Consider the following 18,617-nt stretch of genomic DNA (forward strand, 5'->3'; position numbering starts at 1 on the left):
GTGAGCCCTCAGGACTTGTCCGGGGCTCATTCCCGCCTGGCGGGACCGGCCGCCAGGCCGTAGGGTGCCCCAGTGAGCCCTCAGGACTTGTCCGGGGCTCATTCCCGCCTGGCGGGACCGGCCGCCAGGCCGTAGGGTGCTCCAGTGAGCGTGGTTCTTCTCGACCCTTCGCGCCACGAGCCGCTGGCGGCGGCCTGGTCCGAGGCCGCGGCCCGCCAGTCGCTGGCGCGCATCGTCGCCTCGGCGCTGGACGAGGCCGACGCGCTAGGCTGGCCCGCCCACCCGCTGGACGACCCGGAGTCGCCCGACGACCACCGCCACGCGCTCTACGACGGCGCCGGCGGCGTGCTGTGGACATTGCGCCGGCTGGTGCAGGACGGCGCGATCGCCGATTCGCCGCAGCGCCGGGCGCTGGAAGACCGCCTGCTCGACGGCCTCGTCGAACGCAACGCCGCGACGCGCAAGCCCGACGAACGCGGCTCGTTCTGGCTCGGCGACACCGGGCTGGAACTGCTGGCCTGGCAGGTGACGAAAGACGCCGCGACGCTGGACCGGCTGGAGGCGCTGCTGACGGCGCAGCTCGACCACCCGTCGCTGGAATCGCTGTGGAGCTTTCCGGGCAGCGCGCTGGCCGCGGTGCACCTGGCCGAGCAGGAGGGCAGCGCACGCTGGCGCTCGCTGGCCGAAGCGGCGGTCGCGAAGCTGCTGGCGACCCGGATCTCCGACCCGGAGACCGGCACGCCGATCTGGGAACAGGACCTCTACGGCCGCCGTGTGCGCTGGCTGGGTGCCGGTCACGGGCTGGCCGGCAACGTCTACCTGGCGCTGCGTGCGCGCCGCCTGGTGCCCGAGGCCGCGGTTGCGTCGCTGCTGGACGGCGCGTACACGACGCTGGCGGCGACCGCGCTGCATGGCGAAGGCGAGCAGGCCGGCGCCTGGAACTGGCACCCGATGATCGACGCCGCGCGGGTCGCCGGCCGGCTGCCGCTGCTGCAGGACTGCCACGGTTCGCCCGGCATCCTGGCCCGGCTGGCCGACGCGCCGCGCACGTCCGAGTGGGACGGACTGCTGCTCGCCGCCGGCGAAGCGGTCTGGCTCGCCGGCCCGCTGAACAAGGGCCCGAGCCTGTGCCATGGCACCGCCGGCAACGCGCTCGCGCTGCTGCGCCTGGCCGAGCGCAGCGGCGACGATCGCTGGTGCGAACGTGGCCTGGCGATGCTGGCCCACGCCGCGGCGCAGGTGGAAGCGGCACGCGAGCACTACGGCCGCGGCCGGCCGTCGCTGTGGACCGGCGACCTGGGCGTCGCCTGGGGGCTGGCCGAGGCGCTGGCCGGGCGCGCCCGGCTGCCGCTGCTCGACGTGTTCTGAATCAGCGGCGCGCCAGCGCGCGCGCCGCTTCGCCGACCAGCGCGGAGCCGCGGTAGATCAGCCCGGTGTAGATCTGCACCAGATCGGCGCCGGCGTCGAGCTTGGCGCGTGCGTCCTCGGCGGCCATCACGCCGCCGACGCCGATGATCGGGAAACCCGCGCCCAGCGCCGCACGCAGGCGGCGGATGACGCGGTTGCTCGCTTCGGCCACCGGCCGGCCGGACAGGCCGCCGGTTTCCTCGGCGTGGCGCAGGCCCTGCACGGCTTCGCGCGAGATCGTCGTGTTGGTGGCGATGACACCGTCCAGCCCGTGCCGGCGCAGCGTCGCGGCGACGACGTCGACCTGGGCTTCGTCGAGGTCGGGCGCGATCTTCACGAACATCGGCACGCGCCGGCCCAGCGTCCCGGCGAGTGCGTCGCGGCGCGCGGCGAGTGCGCCCAGCAGCGCGTCCAGCGCCTCGTCGCTCTGCAGCGCACGCAGGTTCTTCGTGTTCGGGCTGGAGATGTTGACGGCCACGTAGTCGGCGTGCGGCGCGACGCCGTCCAGGCCGATCAGGTAGTCGTCGACGGCGCGCTCGATCGGCGTCGCGGCGTTCTTGCCGATATTCAGGCCCAGGATGCCGCCGCCGGCGCGGAAGGACTTCGCCCGCTGCACGTTGGCGACGAAGGCCGCCAGGCCGTCGTTGTTGAAGCCCATGCGGTTGATCAGCGCCTCGGCCTCCGGCAGGCGGAACATGCGCGGCTTCGGGTTGCCCGGCTGAGGCTTCGGCGTGACGGTGCCGACCTCGATGAAGCCGAAGCCCATCGCGCCCAGCGCGTCGATGCAGCGGCCGTTCTTGTCCAGCCCGGCGGCCAGGCCGACGCGGTTGGGGAAACGCAGGCCGGCGACGGTGACCGGGTCGTCGATGCGCGTCTCGCTCCAGGCGCAGCGCAGCGGCGTGTCCTGCAGCCGGGCCAGGCCGGAGATCGTCAGGTCGTGGGCGGCTTCGGGGTCGAGGCCGAAGAGGAAGCGGCGGGCCAGGCCGTAGGGCAGCAGGGACATGGGCGGCGATTGTCGCAAACGGTGTCGCGCCCGGCCGGCGCGGATAATCGGCGCCCATGACACAGGACGAACTCAAGGCCCTGGTCGCCCAAGCGGCGATCGAGCACGTCGTCCCGGGCGCGCTGGTCGGCGTGGGCACGGGATCGACGGTCAACCACTTCATCGACGCGCTCGCGAAGATCAAGGACCGCATCGCCGGCGCGGTGTCGAGCTCGGTGCAGAGCACCGAACGGCTGCGCCGCCACGGCGTCCCGGTCGTCGAGGCCGCGGCGCTGGACCGGCCGCTGCCGGTCTACGTCGACGGCGCCGACGAGATCGACCACCACGGCTACATGATCAAGGGCGGCGGCGCGGCGCTGACGCGCGAGAAGATCGTCGCCGACCTGGCCGAACGTTTCGTCTGCATCGCCGACGAGAGCAAGCTCGTCGACACGCTGGGGCGCTTCCCGCTGCCGGTCGAGGTGATCCCGATGGCCGCGCCGCAGATCGCGCGTCGCTTCGAGGCGATGGGCGCCACCGCGACGCTGCGCCTGGGCGTGACGACCGACAACGGCCAGCCGATCCTCGACGTGCGCGGCCTGAAGATCGCCGACCCGCTGGCGATGGAGACCGAGATCAACCAGTGGCCGGGCGTCGTGACGGTGGGCATCTTCGCTCGCCACAAGGCCAGCCTGTGCCTGCTGGGCACCGCCGAAGGCGTGCGCACGCTGCGTTTCTGACCGTTCCCGAGGGCGGCCGGGCGTCGAGCTTGGCCCTTCTCAAACCCGCGCCATTGCGGAGCCCGCGCCCGGTGCGCGGCTCCATAATGGCGCCCCCTGATCAAAGGACCGCCCGTGGCCAAACCCAATTACGCCTTCGAAAAGCGCCAGCGAGAACTCGCGAAGAAGCGCAAGAAGGAAGAGAAGGCCTCGCGCAAGGCCAGCCCGTCGCAGCACGACGACGCGCCTGACAACCAGGCCCAGACGGGCGAAGGCTCCGCCGACACCCCGCCGCCGGCCGCCGAAGGCCAGCGCGAAGACTGATCAGCCCCGGCGCCGCAGCGCGCGCGCCGCGAAACGCGCCGGGTCGACGGCGTCCACCAGGTCCTGCTCCAGCGGCCACGGCGCGCCGGTGGCCATCGCCGCCACCAGCCGGCCGGCCAGCGGCGCCAGCGTGATGCCGCGGCTGCCCAGCGCGGTGCAGACCATCAGCCCCTCGTGCCGCGGCCAGCGCCGCGGCTGCTCGGCACGATGCGCCGGCAGCACCGCCGGCAGCGCGCCGACGATCGGCATCCTGTCCTCCGCCACCAGACGCCAGCCGACCCGGCCGGGCCAGGGTCGTGCGTCGGCCGGCGGCTCCAGCCCGGTCAGGCGCTTCAGCTTGGCGAGGTTCTCGGCGTGGTCGGAGGCTCGCTGTGCCGGGTCTTCGTCGCCGGCCTGGCTGCTGGCGCCGAAGACGACGCCGCCGTCCGGCCCGGGCAGCGCGTAGCCGCCGCCGGCCACCGGCAGCGCCAGCGGCGCGCGTGGGCCCGTCCAGGCGCTGACCTGGCCGCGCACCCGCTGCAGCGGCCAGGCGCAGGCTTCGGGCATCCACGGCGCTGCCAGGCGCGCGGCGTCTGAAGCATTGGCCAGCACGACGATCGCCGTCTCGGCCAGCGTGCCGCCGGCGGCGTCCAGCAGGCGCCAGCGGTCGGCGCGGCGTTCCAGGCGCGCGACCTCGGTGCCGCCGACGAAGCGCACGCCGGGTGTCGTCATCCAGTGCGCCGCCAGCGCTGCCGGCGAACACCAGCCGGCCCCCGGATAGAACCAGGCCGGTGACGGCAGCGCAAGGCCGGCGAGCGCCGAGGCCTCGTCGGTGTCGAGTGCCTGCACCCAGTCGGCCGGCAGCCCGGCGCGTGCGGCTAGTGCCTGCATCGCGTCCACCGGCCCGCTGTCCAGCCGCAGCAGGCCACGCGTCGAGCCCGGCACCCGGCCGGCGTCGAACAGCGGCGAGTAAGTGCGCGTGGCCAGCAGCGCGCCGGCGCGCAGCAGCCGCGCATGCGGGCCGTCGTCGGCGTGCACCGTGCCGTGGAAGATGCCGGCCGGGTTGCCCGAGGTCTCGGCGCCCGGCGTGGCGCGGCGCTCGAAGACCGTCACCACCAACCCTTCGGCGGCCAGCGCCTGCGCGACCGCGGCGCCGGCCAGCCCGGCGCCGACGACGACCGCGTCGGCCGCCGTCGGCACGGCCGCGGCGTCGCGCGGCGGCGGAGGAGGCAGGTAACGCGGCGCGTAGCGTGCGACGCTGATCTCGCGTTTGCCGCCGATGCCGGCGCGGCGTTCGAGCTCGAAGCCGACCGCTGCCAGCCCGTCGCGCACCGCGCGTGCGACGCTCCAGGTGGCCGCCGTCGTGCCCGGCGCCGACAGCCGCGCCAGCGCCTGGAACACCGTCGCCGACCACATCGCGGCGTTGCGGCCGGGCGCAAATCCGTCGAGGTAGATCGCGTCGGCCACCAGGCGCAGCTCGGGCAGCAGCGCCGCGGCGTCGCCGTAACCCAGCAGCAGGCGCACGCGGCCGCCGTCGAAGTCGATCGGGTGCAGGCTGGGTGTCGCCGGCGGCCAGGCGGCGACGAGTTCGGCGGCGAGTTCCGGCCGCGGCGAGCCGCGCAGCGCGCGCGCGAGGTCGGCGCGTGTCGGCGGATGGCGTTCGACGCTGACGAAGACCAGCTGCGCGCAGCGCGCCGGGTCGTCGCGCCATTCGGCCCAGGTCGCGAGGAAGTTGTTGCCCAGGCCGAAGCCGGTCTCGGCGATGACGAAACGCCGCTGCCCGGCCCAGCGCCCGGGCAGGCCGTTGCCGGCCAGGAACACGTGCCGCGCCTGCTCGAAGGCGCCGACCTGGGCGTGGTAGACGTCGCCGAAGTCCGGCGCGTGCGGCAGGCCGGCGGTGTCGAACTCGATGCGCGCCGGGACGACGGGTTCGGTCTTCATGCGTGTCTGGACAACCCGGCCTGCCGCGTCATGCGCGACGGCGCCGAGACCGCCGCGTCGAAGTCGAAGGCCATGCGTCGATGATGCCCCAGCAACGACAAAGGGCACCTCGCGGTGCCCTCGGTCAGGAGCGAATACGCGTCAGACGCGCTTGCGGTACTCGTGGGTGCGGGTGTCGATTTCGACCTTGTCGCCGTTTTCGACGAACAGCGGCACCGAGATCTCGAAGCCCGTGCCGACGATCTTGGCCGGCTTCATGACCTTGCCCGAGGTGTCGCCCTTGACGGCCGGCTCGGTGATGATCTCGCGCACGACGGTGGTCGGCAGTTCGACCGAGATCGCCTTGCCGTCGTAGAAGACGACTTCCACCGGCATGTTGTCTTCGAGGTAGCTGATGGCGTCACCCATGTTCTCGGCTTCCACCTCGAACTGGTTGTATTCCGGGTCCATGAACACGTACATCGGATCGGCGAAGTACGTGTACGTGCACTCCTTCTTGTCCAGGATGATCTGGTCCATCTTGTCGTCGGCCTTGAAGACGACTTCGGCCCCGCCGCCGTTCAGCAGGTTCTTCATCTTCATGCGGACCGTGGCGGCACCGCGGCCACCGCGGCTGTATTCGGTCTTCAGCACGACCATCGGGTCCTTGCCCTGCATGATGACGTTGCCGGCGCGGATTTCCTGAGCGAGTTTCATGGCGTCGAGCGGGGCGTGCCCCCGCGGCTGGTTGATCCCCGGCGAGCGCTGCCGGGCAGCCGCTCCATCACCGGTGTAGAACTGGGCGAGCCCGACGGGCCCGTTTGCGCAAAGCCCTTGATTCTAGCATTCGGGGCCGGCTTTGCCTCGTGCGAACTGCCACAGAGCGCCGGTCAGATCAAGTCGCGACGCTTGTCCGTCGCGGAATGCGGCCATCGCGGCGGCCCAGACGCCGGCCTCGGGCAGTGGCGCCCAGGGCCCGAGACCGTTCCAGCCGCGCCAGAACTCGGCCAGCCCCGGCACCGCGGGCATGCGCGCCAGCAAGGCGTCCAGCTTGTCGGCGTGCACGCCGTCCTCTTGCGGGTAGATGTGCCAGACGAAGGGCCGGCCGGCCCAGAGCGCGCGCACCAGCGAGTCTTCGCCGCGCACGAAGTTCAGGTCCGAGGCGCGCAACAGGCGGTCGAACTCGGGCTGCGGCAGGTGGGGCAGGGCGGCGCTGCGCAAGCCGGGCGGCGTCGTGCTCACCAGCCGCTGGGCGTGGCCGGGTGTCAGCAGCAGCAGCGTCGGCTCGGCGGCCAGCGCGTCCAGCAGCGCCGGCACCGCCGGGTTGTCGTAGCAGAACAGCGTCACGACCCGTTCGCCGTCGCGCCGCGCCAGGCCGTGGGCCGCGAGCCAGGCGTCGCCGTCGAACGCGGCGTGCTCGGCCAGCAGCCCGGGCTCGCGTAGCAGGCCGCCGGTGGCCGACGTGAAGCCGGGGTGGAAGAACCACTTCGTCAGCCCCGACCGGTGCGGCGAACGCAGGCCGTGCACACGTTCGACCCAGGGCTCGGCGCTCAGGTACTCGAGGTTGATCCACACCGGCGCCGGCGTGCGCACGGCCATGCGTTCGACGAAGGCCGGCGGCGGGTCGCAGGCGAAGGCCTCGACGACGACGTCGCCGGGTTCAGCTGCGGCGTCGAAGGCGCCGACCTCGACACCGCCGGTGCCGGCGGGCGCCATCCACGCCAGCGCGCTGGCGTCGTCGATCCACAGCCGCACGCGTGCACCGCGTGCGGCGAGGTCACGCGCCAGGCGCCAGCAGACGCCGACGTCGCCCCAGTTGTCGATGACGCGGCAGAACAGGTCCCAGGTCCAGGCTCGCATCGGCCGGATTATCGGCAGCCGCGACAATAGGGCCCGTGATCCCCGAGCCCGAGTCTCCCGCCGTTCCTGATGCCGCCCCGGCCGCCGCGCCCGATGCCGTCCGCGAGCGCCTGCTGGCCGAAGTGTCCGCGCTGCCCGGCCTGCCCGGCGTCTACCGCTATTTCGACGCCGCCGGCGGCGTGCTCTACGTCGGCAAGGCGCGCAACCTGAAGAAGCGCGTCTCCAGCTACTTCCACAAGGACCACGGCGGCACGCGCATCGGCGCGATGGTCACGCGCATCGCGCGGCTGGAAACGACGGTGGTCCGCACCGAGGCCGAGGCGCTGCTGCTCGAGAACAACCTGATCAAGACGTTGAACCCGAAGTTCAACATCCTGTTCCGGGACGACAAGAGCTACCCCTACCTGAAGATCACCGGCACGCGTTCCGCCGACGGGGCGGGGGCGCTGACGGCCGCCAGCTGCGCGCGTGTCGCCTACTTCCGCGGCGCCGTCGACCGCAAGCACCGCTACTTCGGGCCGTACCCGAACGCCTGGGCCGTCAAGGAGACGATCCAGCTGATCCAGAAGGTCTTCCGCCTGCGCACCTGCGAGGACACGGTGTTCGCCAACCGCTCGCGGCCCTGCCTGCTCTACCAGATCCAGCGCTGCTCGGGCCCCTGCGTCGGCCTCGTCTCCAAGGACGACTACGCCCGCGACGTGCACGACGCCGAGCGCTTCCTGCTCGGCGAGCAGCAGGAGGTCGTCGCCGACCTGCAGGCGCAGATGATGGCCTTCGCCGAGGCCTACGAGTACGAGAAGGCGGCCGCGGTGCGCGACCGCATCGGCTCGCTGTCGCGCGTGCTGCACCAGCAGGCGATGGAAGCCAGCAGCCTGTCGGCCGGCGACAAGGACGTCGACATCCTCGCCGTGCGCGTGGCCGGAGGCCGCGCCTGCGTCAACCTGGCGATGGTGCGCGGCAGCCGCCACCTCGGCGACCGCGCCTACTTCCCGACCCACGTCGACGACGGCGCCGCGCTCAGCGCCACCGAGGCCGACGAACGCGCCGATGCGCCCAGCCCCGAGACCGCGGTGCTCGAGGCCTTCATCGCCCAGCACTACCTCGGCCAGGCGGTGCCGCCGCAGCTCGTCACCAGCCATCCGGTGGACCCGGAACTGATCGAGACGCTGTCCGAGGCCGCCGGCGTGCGTGTGCGCGCCACGCAGCAGCCGCGCGAGCAGAAGCGCATCTGGCTGGAGCTGGCCGAGAAGGGCGCCGAACTGGCGCTGGCGCGCCTGCTGGCCGAGGAAGGTTCGCAGCGCGAGCGCACACGCGCGCTGGTCGAGGCACTGGAGCTCGACGTCGAGCCCGATGCGCTGCGCATCGAGTGCTTCGACATCAGCCACACCGCCGGCGAGGCGACGCAGGCTTCCTGCGTGGTCTACGAGGCCCACGCGATGCAGAGCGCGCAGTACCGGCGCTTCAACATCGAGGGCGTGACCGGCGGCGACGACTACGCGGCGATGCGCCAGGTGCTGACGCGGCGCTACGCCCGGCTGGCCGAGGCCCGCCGCCAGGACGCCCAGGACGGCGCCGCCGACGAGGCCGCCGCGCCGGCGAAGAAGGGCACGGCGCGCCTGCCCGACCTGGTGCTGGTCGACGGCGGCCGCGGCCAGGTGTCGATGGCGCGCGAGGTCTTCACCGAGCTCGGCCTGCCGCTGTCCATCATCGTCGGCGTCGAGAAGGGCGAAGGCCGCAAGGTCGGCCTCGAAGAGCTCGTCTTCGCCGATGGCCGCGAGAAGGTGTACCTCGGCCACGACTCGGCGGCGCTGATGCTCGTCGCGCAGATCCGCGACGAGGCCCACCGCTTCGCGATCACCGGCATGCGGGCGCGCCGCGCCAGCGTGCGCACCGGCGGCAGCAAGCTCGAGGACATTCCCGGCGTCGGGCCGCGCAAGCGCTCGCGCCTGTTGCAACGTTTCGGGGGCGTGCGCGGCGTGGCCGCGGCCAGCGTCGAGGACCTGGCCTCGGTCGACGGCATCTCGCACGACCTCGCGGAGGAGATCTACCGTGCGCTTCACTGATTCCCGTGGCTGGCTGGCGAGCGTCATCGCGGCGGCCGCGGCGCTGGCCGGCTGCGCGTCCAAGCCGACGCCGAAGCCGGCGCTGCAACCCGTGCCGCCGAGCTCGGCGGCGGCGCCTGGCACGATGCCGCTGCCGCCGGCGCGCAGCTGGGACGAGTACCGGCGTCGCGCTGCCGAGCGCCTGGTCGCCGCCAACCCCGAGCGCAGCTACCTCGGCCCGGTGTCGCAGCCGCTGCTGGCGATCCCGGTGCTCGAGGTCGAGCTGGAGCACGACGGCCGCGTGCGCCAGATCCACGTGCGGCGCGTGCCCTCGCAGGCCAAGGACACGACGCAGCTCGCGATCGACGCGGTGCGCCGTGCCGCGCCCTTCGGCGACGTCTCGCACCTGCCCCGGCCGTGGGCCTTCACCGAGGTGTTCCTGTTCGACGACGAGCGGCGCTTCAAGCCCCGCACGCTGGACGACTGAACCGCCGTCAAGTCCGCGTCCGCCGCTTTCGGTACGATCCACCGATGTTCTTCACGGTCCCCACGCTGCTGACCTGGGCGCGCATCGCCGCGATCCCGCTGATCATCGGCGTGTACTACCTGCCTCTCGAATGGGGCACACGCAACCTCGCGGCCACCGTGATGTTCGTGTTCTTCGCCGCCACCGACTGGCTCGACGGCTTCCTGGCGCGCAAGCTCAACCAGACCTCGGCCTTCGGCGCCTTCCTCGACCCGGTGGCCGACAAGTTCCTGGTCTGCGCCTCGCTGCTGATCCTGGTGCACCTGGGCCGCGCCGACGTCTTCGTCGCGCTGATCATCATCGGCCGCGAGATCGCGATCTCGGCATTGCGCGAGTGGATGGCGCAGATCGGCGCGTCGCGCAGCGTCGCCGTGCACATGCTCGGCAAGCTGAAGACCACGGCGCAGATGGTCGCGATCCCGTTCCTGCTCTACGACGGCCGCGTGTTCGGCCTGGACACGCGTGTCTGGGGCTCGTGGCTGATGTGGATCGCCGCGGTGCTGACGGTCTGGTCGATGGTCTACTACCTGCAGCGTGCGATCCCCGAGATCCGTGCCAAGGTGCGCTGAAGACCGCGCCGGGTGTCGGCGCTTGGACGGCGTCCGGCGCGCCTGAACCATAATCCGCGGCCTTGCCGCTCGCCCGTCCCACGAGGCCGGGCCGGCGACCCGAACGAAACACACGAGGAAAACGACGTGAACAAGACGGATCTGATCGCCCACATCGCCCAGCAGGCGGACCTGTCCAAGGCCTCGGCCACGCGCGCCCTGGAAGCCGCGCTCGAAGGCGTGCAGACCGCGCTGAAGAACGGCGACAGCGTCGCGATCGCCGGCTTCGGCACCTTCGAGGTCTCGGAGCGCGCCGCGCGCACCGGCCGCAACCCGCGCACCGGCGAGGCCATCGAGGTCAAGGCCGCCAAGGTTCCGAAGTTCCGTCCGGGCAAGGCCCTGAAGGACCTGCTCGGCTGAAGTCCAGCCGGGTGCTTAGCTCAGTCGGTAGAGCGGCGCCCTTACAAGGCGTAGGTCGGCGGTTCGAACCCGTCAGCACCCACCAGAAAACGGCCATGGCCGCGGCATAGAATCCCGCGGCTTGCGCCGGCCCCGGAAGGCGAACCGCGGTTCGCCTTCTTTTGCTTCAGGGCTCCGGCTCCCGCCGTCCACGGCCCCCACCCCACACAACGATGTTCGATTTCGTCCGCAACCACTCGCGCCTGGTGCTGGGCATCCTGGTGCTGCTGATCTTCCCGTCGTTCATCTTCTTCGGGGTCCAGGGCTACAGCCGCTTCACCGAAGGCGGCGCGGTGACGGTGGCAGAGGTCGGCGGCCAGGCGATCTCGCGCGCCGAGTGGGACGCCGCCCACCAGAACAACATCGAGCGCCTGCGCCGCCAGCGCCCCGAGCTCGACCCCAAGCTGCTCGAGACCCCCGAACTGAAGCGCGAGACGCTGGACGGCCTGGTGCGTGACCGCGTGCTGATGGCCACCGCGCGCCAGTACCACCTCGTGCCCGACGACGCGCGCCTGCAGCGGCTGTTCGTCACCGACCCGCAGTTCGCCGGCCTGCGCAACCCCGACGGCAGCGTCAACCGCGAGATCCTGGCCGCCCAGGGGATGAGCGTCGAGGCTTTCGAGCAGCAGCTGCGCCAGGAGTTCGGCATGCAGCAGGTGCTGGGCGCCGTGGCCCAGTCCTCGTTCACGCCGCCGGCCGTCGCCGCGACGTCGCTGGACGCGCTGCTGCAGCGCCGCGAGGTGCAGATCCAGCGTTTCGACGCGGCCGCCTACCGTGCCCAGGCGACGCCGGGCGATGCCGACCTGCAGGCCTACTACGAGGCCCATTCGGGCGAGTTCCGCGCGCCCGAGCAGGCGCAGATCGAGTACGTCGTGCTCGACCTGGCCGCGCTCGCCAAGGACGTCGCGGTGCCCGAGGAAGACCTGCGCCGCTACTACGAGGAAAACGCCAGCCGCTACACGCAGGCCGAGGAGCGCCGCGCCAGCCACATCCTGATCCGTGTCGACCCGTCGGCGCCGGCCGACGAGAAGAAGGCCGCCAAGGCGCGTGCCGAGCAGCTGCTGGCCGAGGTGCGCCGGTCGCCGAACTCGTTCGCCGAGGTCGCGCGCAAGAACTCGCAGGACCCGGGCTCCGCGTCGCGCGGCGGTGATCTCGACTTCTTCGGCCGCGGCATGATGGCCAAGCCCTTCGAGGACGCCGTCTACGCGATGAAGACCGGCGAGATCAGCAACGTCATCGAGACCGACTTCGGCTATCACGTCATCACGCTGACCGGCCTGCGCGGCGGCCAGAAGAAGGCCTTCGACACGGTGCGCGCCGAGATCGAGCAGGAGGTTCGCCGCTCGCTGGCGCAGAAGCGCTACGCCGAGGCCGCCGAGACCTTCACGAACACCGTCTACGAGCAGTCCGACAGCCTGCAGCCGGTGATCGACAAGCTGAAGCTGCAGAAGCAGACCGCCACCGTGCTGCGCCAGCCGGCGCCGGGCGCCAGCGGCGCGCTGGCCTCGGCCAAGCTGCTCGACGCCGTGTTCTCCGACGACGTGGTGCGCAACAAGCGCAACACCGACGCCGTCGAGATCGGCCAGAACCAGCTCGTGTCGGCACGCATCGTCACGCACTCGCCGGCGCGCACGCTGCCGCTGGCCGAGGTGCGCGACCAGGTGCGTGAGGCGGTCGTCGCGCAGAAGTCCGCCGCGCTGGCCAAGGCCGAGGGCGCCAAGCGCCTGGAGGCGCTGAAGAAGTCGCCGAACGAGGCGCTGCCGATCTCGCTGACGCTGTCGCGTGCGCAGCCGCAGGGCGCGCCGCGTGCGGTCATCGACGCCGTGCTGCGTGCCGACACCAAGCAGCTGCCGGCCATCGTCGGTGTCGACCTGGGCAGCCAGGGCTACGCCGTCGTGCGCGTCTCCAAGGTGCTGCAGCGCGAGGCCGATCCGGCCACCGACGCGATGCTGCAGCAGCAGCTCGCCCAGACCTGGGCCACCGCCGAGGCGCTGGCCTACCTGGACGCGCTGAAGCGCCGCACCAAGGCCGAGATCAAGGAAGCGGCAGTTCAGGCTGCGGCCAAGTCGACTACGCCTTGAAACCGGCGCTTTCGCGCTATACTCTCTTTTCTTTGCTGCGGTGGCTGTAGCTCAGTTGGTAGAGTCCCAGATTGTGATTCTGGTCGTCGTGGGTTCGAGTCCCATCAGCCACCCCAAAAAAATGTTCGAGAAAGAAGGCCCTTCGGGGCCTTTTTTCCTTTCCGCGGGCAGAACGGCCGCTGGCTGTTCCGGACCTGGCTCGCCACCAGCCTCGACGAGCACGACGCCCCCGGCGGACGTGGCGTGCCCGCGCACCGCTGTTCCAGCGGGCTTGCATCAGCTTCGGCCCGAAGACCGGCCACGGGACCGCGACGATGGCAGGCCACGATGGCCCCGGTCTCTCCCGACTACGGGCCGACCGGCAACGCGTTCAACGGCACGGTCAGGGGTGTCCCGCTCGCGATCGCCGAGGATGCGGAGGCCGTCGATCACCTGATCGATCCCCGGCAGGCGCTGCGCATCGCCTCGCCTCGGTGCGCCTCGGCGCGGCGCCGACGAGGCGGCCAGCGTCCCCTGTTCCGGTCGGGCCATGCGTCGACGGTCGAGACGGGGTCGCCATCATCGCGGCCCTATGGACAAGTATCTTTCGATGTTTTTCGCGCGGCTGCCGGCCTGGGCCGGTGGCGGCCTCGAGACGCTGGTGCTCGGCACGCAGGTGGCGGCCATCCTGCTGGCGGCGTGGCTGCTGATGCGCTTGTTGCGCCGCCTGCTGCGCCGGCTGGCGCAGGCCTACGCGCTGCCGACGACGCTGCTCGTGCCGGCGCGCCGGGTGATCGCGCTGCTCGTCTACACCGGCGCGCTGCTGTGGTCGCTGGAACGCATGGGCGTGTCCGGCAGCGTGCTGTGGACGGCCTTCACCGGTTTCGCGGCGGTGGGAGCCGTGGCCTTCTTTGCCGCGTGGAGCGTGTTGTCCAACCTGTTCTGCGCGCTGCTGATCTTCACCACGCGCGCCTTTCGCCCCGGCGACCTGGTGGAACTGGTCGAAGCCGGCGACAAGCCCGGCTTCAAGGGCCAGGTCGACGACATCAACCTCGTCTACACGACGCTGATCGAAACGGCCGCGGACGGCAGCCACGCCCGGCTGCAGTTGCCCAACAGCCTGTTCTTTCAGCGCGCGCTGCGGCGCTGGCCACCTGCCGGCTGAGCGGCACCCGGCGCAGCGCGTGCTCCAGAGCGCCACGGAGCCGCCGCTGTTGGCGGCGCGCTCCGTCTCGACCTGAACCGCTCCAAGGACGTCAGCGACTCCGGGGATCACGCTGCAGGGCGCGCTGGGCCTGCGCCCGGCGGCCGAGGGCGTCGCCGTCAAGCGCGCTCAATCCGGTGTCGAGTCCAGTGGGTAATCGGTGGCAACCCGCAGTTCGCGCTTATCGTCGTTCAAGTCATCTTCCAGGCGCCGCTCGCCTCGGTGCCCTGCCCATGGACCTCTCGTTTGTGCTTCAGCTGGCGCTGATCCTCGTCTGCCTCTTCTACGGCGCGCGTCGCGGCGGGCTGGCGCTGGGCCTGCTCGGCGGGATCGGTGTCGTGGTGCTGGTCTTCGGCTTCGGCCTGAAGCCCGGAAAGCCGCCGGTCGACGTGATGCTGACCATCGTCGCCGTCGTCGCCGCATCGGCGACGCTGCAGGCCTCCGGCGGGCTGGACGTGCTGTTGCAGGCCGCCGAGAAGCTGCTGCGCCGCAACCCTCGCTACGTGTCCGTCGTCGCGCCGCTGACCACCGCGGCGCTGACCATGCTGTGCGGCACCGGCCACGTGGTCTACACGATGCTGCCGATCATCTACGACGTCGCGATCAAGAACGGCGTGCGCCCGGAACGGCCGATGGCCGCGGCCTCGGTGGCCAGCCAGATGGGCATCATCGCCAGCCCGGTGTCGGTGGCGGTGGTCTCGCTGGTGGCCTTCATGGCCGCGGTGCCGGTGGCCGGCCACGCCATCGACTTCGCGACGCTGCTGTCGATCACCATCCCGTCGACGCTGGCCGGCGTGCTCGCGATCGGCGCCTTCAGCTGGTTCCGCGGCAAGGACCTCGAGCGCGACCCCGAGTTCCAGGCGCTGATCGCCACGCCCGAGGGTCGTGCGCGGGTCTACGGCGAAGGCACGACGCTGATCGGCAAGACGCTCGAGCGCGGACAGTGGGTCGCGATGTGGATCTTCGTCGGTGCCATCGCCGTCGTCGCGCTGCTCGGGGCGGTGGAGTCGCTGAGGCCGGTGGTTGGCGGCAAACCGCTGTCAATGGTGCTGACGATCCAGATGTTCATGCTGCTGGCCGGCGCGTTGATCCTGCTCGCCACCCGCACCGACGCCTCGCAGGTGTCCAAGAACGAGGTCTTCCGCGCCGGCATGGTGGCCGTCGTCGCGGTTTTCGGCATCGCGTGGATGGCCGACACGATGTTCGACGCGCACATCGACTCGCTGAAGGAAGGCCTGGCCGGCATGGTGCGCGAGCATCCTTGGACCTATGCCATCGCGCTGCTGCTCGTCAGCAAGCTCGTCAACTCGCAGGCCGCGGCGATCAGCGCGCTGGTGCCGGTGGCGCTGTCGGTCGGCGTGCCTCCCGGCTACGTCGTGGCCTTTGCGGCCGCCTGCTACGGCTACTACATCCTGCCGACCTACCCGAGCGACCTCGCGGCGATCCAGTTCGACCGCTCGGGCACGACACGCATCGGCCGCTTCGTCGTCAACCACAGCTTCATCCTGCCGGGGCTGATCGGCGTGGGTACCAGTTGCGTGGCCGGCTGGTTGCTGGCCGAGGCGCGCGGGCTGCTCTGACGGCCGTGCGCGGCGCCGAGCAGGTCGCCGGCGGCCGCGCCCAGGATGCCGACGGCGGCCGCGAGCAGGCGGTCGGTGTCGGCGATGACGATCGTGAACTGCGTGCCGTTGACGGTCAGCGCCACCGACGGCGCATGGGCCGCCCGCAGCGGCGAGCTGGCGCGGTAGCGCAGCAGGAAGAGGTTCTCCGCCGCCCGCGCAGCGAGCCGAGCGCGGCGACGATGAGCGCGTAGGCGGGCCGTTTGCGCTCCTTCAGCAGCAGCAACTCCTGCTGCCGCCGCCGCGCCACGTCGGCCTGGGCGAACCGCCCCCCCGCCTGCTCGGCCATCGCGTCCGGCTTGACGATGAGCTGCGCGCGCTGCGGCGGCGTCAGCTCGCGCGCGTCGCGGGCGTAGGCGGCATAGAAGGGCTCGTCGCGGGATGGCGAAGCCGCCTGGCGGGGGCGTGGCGGGCTGGTCCGGCGTCCGTCGGCCGGCACCGCGGTGGCCCAGACGCATGCCGCCAGCATGAACGCGATCCGGGCCTGCTTCGTCATCCTCGTCCTCCGGCTGGCAGCGGCGCCGCAGCCTGCATTGCCTCCCGCCGCTGCCAGTGTGGTGTGTCGACGTGGTCCGCGGCCGTCGCCTCCCCGGATCGAGGCTGCCGGTGGTGGCTGGCGCGCGCATTACACGGCCAACCGTCTGCTGGCAAGTGGCACGACGAAGCGAAAGGCGAATGATTCTCAACAACATTCAATAGGGATAATCCGCACAAGCTTCCAGTCGGGCATCGGCTCGACGTCAACACCACGCCACAGGAAACAAGCGCATGTCCCAGGTCTCCGTCAAACGCTGCTGCCGGCACCGCCTGACCGCCGCCGCTGCCATCGCCGCCTGCGCGGCCGCCGCACACGCCCAGGCCTCCCCCGAGACCGGCTCGCTGCCGACGCTGGTCGTCACCGCCTCGGGCTTCGAGCAGGAGCTGCGCCAGGCGCCGGCGTCGATCACGGTGATCACGCGCGAGGATCTGCAGACGCGCCAGTTCCGCGACCTGGCCGAGGCGCTGCAGGACGTCGAAGGCGTCGACGTGCGCGGCGGCACCGGCAAGACCGGCGGTCTGGACATCAGCATCCGCGGCCTGCCCAGCGAGTACACGCTGGTGCTGATCGACGGCCGGCGCCAGAACGTCGCCGGCGACGTCACGCCCAACGGCTTCGGCGCGGCGCTCAACAGCTTCATGCCGCCGGTGGCGGCGATCGAGCGCATCGAGATCATCCGCGGCCCGATGTCCACGCTGTACGGCTCGGACGCGCTGGGCGGCGTCGTCAACATCATCACGCGCAAGGTCGGCCGCCAATGGGTGGGCAGCGCCGGCGTCACCTTCGGCGTGCCCGAGGCCGGTGACGAAGGCCTGCAGCGCAAGGCCGACGTCTACCTCAGCGGCCCGCTGGTGGCCGACACGCTGGGGCTGCAGTTGCGCGGCAACGTCTACGACCGCAACGCCTCGGAGCGCATCTGGAGCCGCGGCAATGCCCGCGACCCGCGCCCCGGCGAGAGCCTGCAGACCGGCGTCGGCGCCAAGCTGACGCTGACTCCCGGCGCCGGCCACGACGTCTGGCTGGACCTGGACCAGGCGCGCACGCGCTACGACAACGCCGATTGCCGCCTCGGCGGCGTCGACTACCTGAACTGCGCCACCGGCGCGGCCACCACCACCGCCGTCGGCTACCGCGACGAGCTGCGTTTCAACCGCGACCAGGTCGCGCTGGGCCACACCAGCCGCCTGCCTGTCGGCCTGCTCAAGTCGAGCCTGACCCGCAGCGTCACCGAGACCCTGGGACGCACGATCCCCAGCGCCTCGCGCCCGGCGGGCAGCCCCGAGATCGGCCAGGACCGCGAGCTCGAGACCACCAACGTCGTGCTCGACTCCAAGCTCGTCAGCCCGCTCGGCGAGCGCCACGTGCTGAGCACCGGCCTGCAGTGGTGGAAGGCCGAGTTCCACGACAGCCTGCTGCCCGAGGACCACGAGCAGACGATGTGGGCCGTCTTCGCCGAGGACGAGTGGCAGCTCGCCGACGGCCTGACGACGACGCTGGGCGGACGCTACAACCGCCACGACGCCTTCGGCGGCGAGTTCAGCCCGCGCGCCTACCTCGTCTGGGACGCGGCGCCGGGCTGGACGCTCAAGGGCGGCATCAGCGGCGGCTTCAAGGCGCCGCGCCTGAACCAGCTGATCGACGGCGTCTCCGGCATCGGCGGCCAGGGCACGGTGCTGGCGATCGGCAACCCGAACCTCAAGCCCGAGGTCAGCCGCAGCGCCGAACTCGCCGCGCTCTACGACGGCGGCAAGGCCTGGGGCGGCTCGGTGACGCTGTTCCGCAACAAGATCAAGGACCGCATCAGCAGCGGCGGCGGCAGCTGCAGCGTCGACTGGATCTCCAGCTGCAGCGCCAACCCCGGCGCCACCTACGCGATCAACATCGACGAAGGCAAGACCTGGGGCGTCGAGCTCGCCGGCCGGCTGGCGCTGGCCGAACGCTGGGCGCTGACCGCCAACTACACCTGGACCGACAGCGAGGCCATCGTCAACGGTGTCGAGAGCGGCAAGCTCAGCGACACCGCCGAGCACGTCGCCAACGTCCAGCTGCGCTGGAACGCCAGCGATCGCTGGAGCGCCTGGCTGCGCGGCGAGTACCGCGGCGACAGCCGCCGCTTCGACGGCAAGACCTCGGCACTGGCCGGCAACGACGCGCTCGAGTACGCCGCGCTCGGCGACCTGAAGGGCTACTCGCTGTGGCACCTGGGCGGCAGCTACCAGCCGACCAAGACGCTGACGCTGAGCGCCAGCGTGCACAACCTGCTCGACAAGGACTTCGACGAGTTCCGCGCCTGGACCAACACCAGCGGCCAGGAGGTGCTCGGCAGCCCCTACTACAAGTCGACCAGCTCGGTGCGCGGCACCGCGCCCGCGGGCCGCACCTTCTGGGTCGGCGCCAACCTGACGTTCTGATCCCCCACCAGGAGAAACG

General features: G+C 71.6%; 15 protein-coding genes, 2 tRNA genes and 1 pseudogene. 13 read left to right on the forward strand and 5 right to left on the reverse strand.

Going from position 1 to position 18,617, the window contains the following annotated elements:
• Window positions 1-144 precede the first annotated feature (144 nt).
• A complete protein-coding gene (locus tag G5B56_RS18720; RefSeq protein ID WP_164964221.1) occupies window positions 145-1,368 on the forward strand; it encodes a LanC-like protein in 1,224 nt (407 codons plus the stop codon).
• A 1-nt stretch (window position 1,369) separates the two neighbouring features.
• Here G5B56_RS18720 and G5B56_RS18725 read toward each other — a convergent pair whose 3' ends face one another.
• On the reverse strand, window positions 1,370-2,410 hold the full coding sequence (locus tag G5B56_RS18725; RefSeq protein ID WP_164964222.1) for a quinone-dependent dihydroorotate dehydrogenase: 1,041 nt from the start codon (window positions 2,408-2,410) through the stop codon (window positions 1,370-1,372).
• 56 nt (window positions 2,411-2,466) lie between these two features.
• Between G5B56_RS18725 and rpiA the strand changes: the two genes are divergently transcribed.
• Complete coding sequence (gene rpiA, locus G5B56_RS18730) at window positions 2,467-3,129, forward strand: ribose-5-phosphate isomerase RpiA (protein ID WP_164964223.1); 663 nt, start codon at window positions 2,467-2,469, stop codon at window positions 3,127-3,129.
• Between the two features lie 114 nt (window positions 3,130-3,243).
• A complete protein-coding gene (locus G5B56_RS18735; RefSeq protein ID WP_009855328.1) occupies window positions 3,244-3,432 on the forward strand; it encodes a hypothetical protein in 189 nt (62 codons plus the stop codon).
• Here the strand turns inward: G5B56_RS18735 and mnmC are convergent, their stop codons facing one another.
• The 3 genes from mnmC to earP form a co-directional block, all read right to left on the reverse strand.
• Window positions 3,433-5,352: an FAD-dependent 5-carboxymethylaminomethyl-2-thiouridine(34) oxidoreductase MnmC gene (mnmC, locus tag G5B56_RS18740; protein ID WP_164964224.1), complete on the reverse strand. Its 1,920-nt coding sequence runs from the start codon at window positions 5,350-5,352 to the stop codon at window positions 3,433-3,435. It abuts the gene before it with no gap.
• A 141-nt stretch (window positions 5,353-5,493) separates the two neighbouring features.
• Entirely contained in the window at window positions 5,494-6,048 is a 555-nt protein-coding gene (gene efp / locus G5B56_RS18745) for an elongation factor P (protein WP_009855330.1), read from the reverse strand.
• A 123-nt stretch (window positions 6,049-6,171) separates the two neighbouring features.
• The gene (gene earP / locus G5B56_RS18750; protein WP_164964225.1) at window positions 6,172-7,191 is read right to left on the reverse strand and encodes an elongation factor P maturation arginine rhamnosyltransferase EarP; all 1,020 of its coding nucleotides are present in this window, start codon (window positions 7,189-7,191) and stop codon (window positions 6,172-6,174) included.
• Window positions 7,192-7,226: 35 nt separating this feature from the next.
• On the opposite strand from earP, the gene uvrC reads away from it, so the two are divergent.
• The 9 genes and pseudogenes from uvrC to G5B56_RS18795 all read left to right on the forward strand — a co-directional run bounded on the left by uvrC (window position 7,227) and on the right by G5B56_RS18795 (window position 15,610).
• Window positions 7,227-9,254, forward strand: a complete 2,028-nt coding sequence (gene uvrC, locus G5B56_RS18755; RefSeq protein WP_206023554.1) for an excinuclease ABC subunit UvrC — start codon at window positions 7,227-7,229, stop codon at window positions 9,252-9,254.
• On the forward strand, window positions 9,241-9,720 hold the full coding sequence (locus G5B56_RS18760; RefSeq protein ID WP_009855333.1) for a hypothetical protein: 480 nt from the start codon (window positions 9,241-9,243) through the stop codon (window positions 9,718-9,720). The genes uvrC and G5B56_RS18760 overlap by 14 nt, the downstream gene beginning before the upstream one ends.
• Before the next feature lie 44 nt (window positions 9,721-9,764).
• Window positions 9,765-10,328: a CDP-diacylglycerol--glycerol-3-phosphate 3-phosphatidyltransferase gene (pgsA, locus tag G5B56_RS18765; RefSeq protein WP_009855334.1), complete on the forward strand. Its 564-nt coding sequence runs from the start codon at window positions 9,765-9,767 to the stop codon at window positions 10,326-10,328.
• A 111-nt stretch (window positions 10,329-10,439) separates the two neighbouring features.
• Window positions 10,440-10,727 (forward strand): annotated as a pseudogene (locus tag G5B56_RS18770) (HU family DNA-binding protein); the annotation flags it as partial.
• A gap of 9 nt (window positions 10,728-10,736) precedes the next feature.
• Window positions 10,737-10,812, forward strand: a tRNA-Val gene (locus tag G5B56_RS18775).
• A gap of 127 nt (window positions 10,813-10,939) precedes the next feature.
• Entirely contained in the window at window positions 10,940-12,847 is a 1,908-nt protein-coding gene (locus tag G5B56_RS18780; RefSeq protein ID WP_009855336.1) for a SurA N-terminal domain-containing protein, read from the forward strand.
• Window positions 12,848-12,887: 40 nt separating this feature from the next.
• Window positions 12,888-12,963, forward strand: a tRNA-His gene (locus G5B56_RS18785).
• Window positions 12,964-13,418: 455 nt separating this feature from the next.
• On the forward strand, window positions 13,419-13,991 hold the full coding sequence (locus G5B56_RS18790) for a mechanosensitive ion channel domain-containing protein (protein WP_009855337.1): 573 nt from the start codon (window positions 13,419-13,421) through the stop codon (window positions 13,989-13,991).
• 272 nt (window positions 13,992-14,263) lie between these two features.
• A complete protein-coding gene (locus tag G5B56_RS18795) occupies window positions 14,264-15,610 on the forward strand; it encodes an anaerobic C4-dicarboxylate transporter (RefSeq protein ID WP_009855338.1) in 1,347 nt (448 codons plus the stop codon).
• A gap of 115 nt (window positions 15,611-15,725) precedes the next feature.
• On the opposite strand, the gene G5B56_RS18800 is transcribed toward G5B56_RS18795, so the two are convergent.
• Window positions 15,726-16,145 (reverse strand): hypothetical protein, encoded by a 420-nt coding sequence (locus G5B56_RS18800; protein ID WP_164964226.1) that lies wholly within the window; start codon window positions 16,143-16,145, stop codon window positions 15,726-15,728.
• A 272-nt stretch (window positions 16,146-16,417) separates the two neighbouring features.
• Between G5B56_RS18800 and G5B56_RS18805 the strand changes: the two genes are divergently transcribed.
• On the forward strand, window positions 16,418-18,598 hold the full coding sequence (locus G5B56_RS18805) for a TonB-dependent receptor domain-containing protein (RefSeq protein ID WP_164964227.1): 2,181 nt from the start codon (window positions 16,418-16,420) through the stop codon (window positions 18,596-18,598).
• Window positions 18,599-18,617 lie beyond the last annotated feature (19 nt).

The organism is Rubrivivax sp. JA1026 (assembly GCF_011065555.1).
In the GTDB taxonomy this organism is placed as follows: Bacteria; Pseudomonadota; Gammaproteobacteria; order Burkholderiales; family Burkholderiaceae_C; genus Rubrivivax; species Rubrivivax benzoatilyticus.

Bases quoted from the DNA above. Each gene is read 5' to 3' on its own strand.
- G5B56_RS18725 (WP_164964222.1), bottom strand. From the start codon at position 2,410: ATGTCCCTGCTGCCCTACGGCCTGGCCCGCCGCTTCCTCTTCGGCCTC.
- rpiA (WP_164964223.1), top strand. From the start codon at position 2,467: ATGACACAGGACGAACTCAAGGCCCTGGTCGCCCAAGCGGCGATCGAG.
- mnmC (WP_164964224.1), bottom strand. From the start codon at position 5,352: ATGAAGACCGAACCCGTCGTCCCGGCGCGCATCGAGTTCGACACCGCC.
- efp (WP_009855330.1), bottom strand. From the start codon at position 6,048: ATGAAACTCGCTCAGGAAATCCGCGCCGGCAACGTCATCATGCAGGGC.
- earP (WP_164964225.1), bottom strand. From the start codon at position 7,191: ATGCGAGCCTGGACCTGGGACCTGTTCTGCCGCGTCATCGACAACTGG.
- pgsA (WP_009855334.1), top strand. From the start codon at position 9,765: ATGTTCTTCACGGTCCCCACGCTGCTGACCTGGGCGCGCATCGCCGCG.
- G5B56_RS18780 (WP_009855336.1), top strand. From the start codon at position 10,940: ATGTTCGATTTCGTCCGCAACCACTCGCGCCTGGTGCTGGGCATCCTG.
- G5B56_RS18790 (WP_009855337.1), top strand. From the start codon at position 13,419: ATGGACAAGTATCTTTCGATGTTTTTCGCGCGGCTGCCGGCCTGGGCC.
- G5B56_RS18795 (WP_009855338.1), top strand. From the start codon at position 14,264: ATGGACCTCTCGTTTGTGCTTCAGCTGGCGCTGATCCTCGTCTGCCTC.
- G5B56_RS18800 (WP_164964226.1), bottom strand. From the start codon at position 16,145: ATGACGAAGCAGGCCCGGATCGCGTTCATGCTGGCGGCATGCGTCTGG.
- G5B56_RS18805 (WP_164964227.1), top strand. From the start codon at position 16,418: ATGTCCCAGGTCTCCGTCAAACGCTGCTGCCGGCACCGCCTGACCGCC.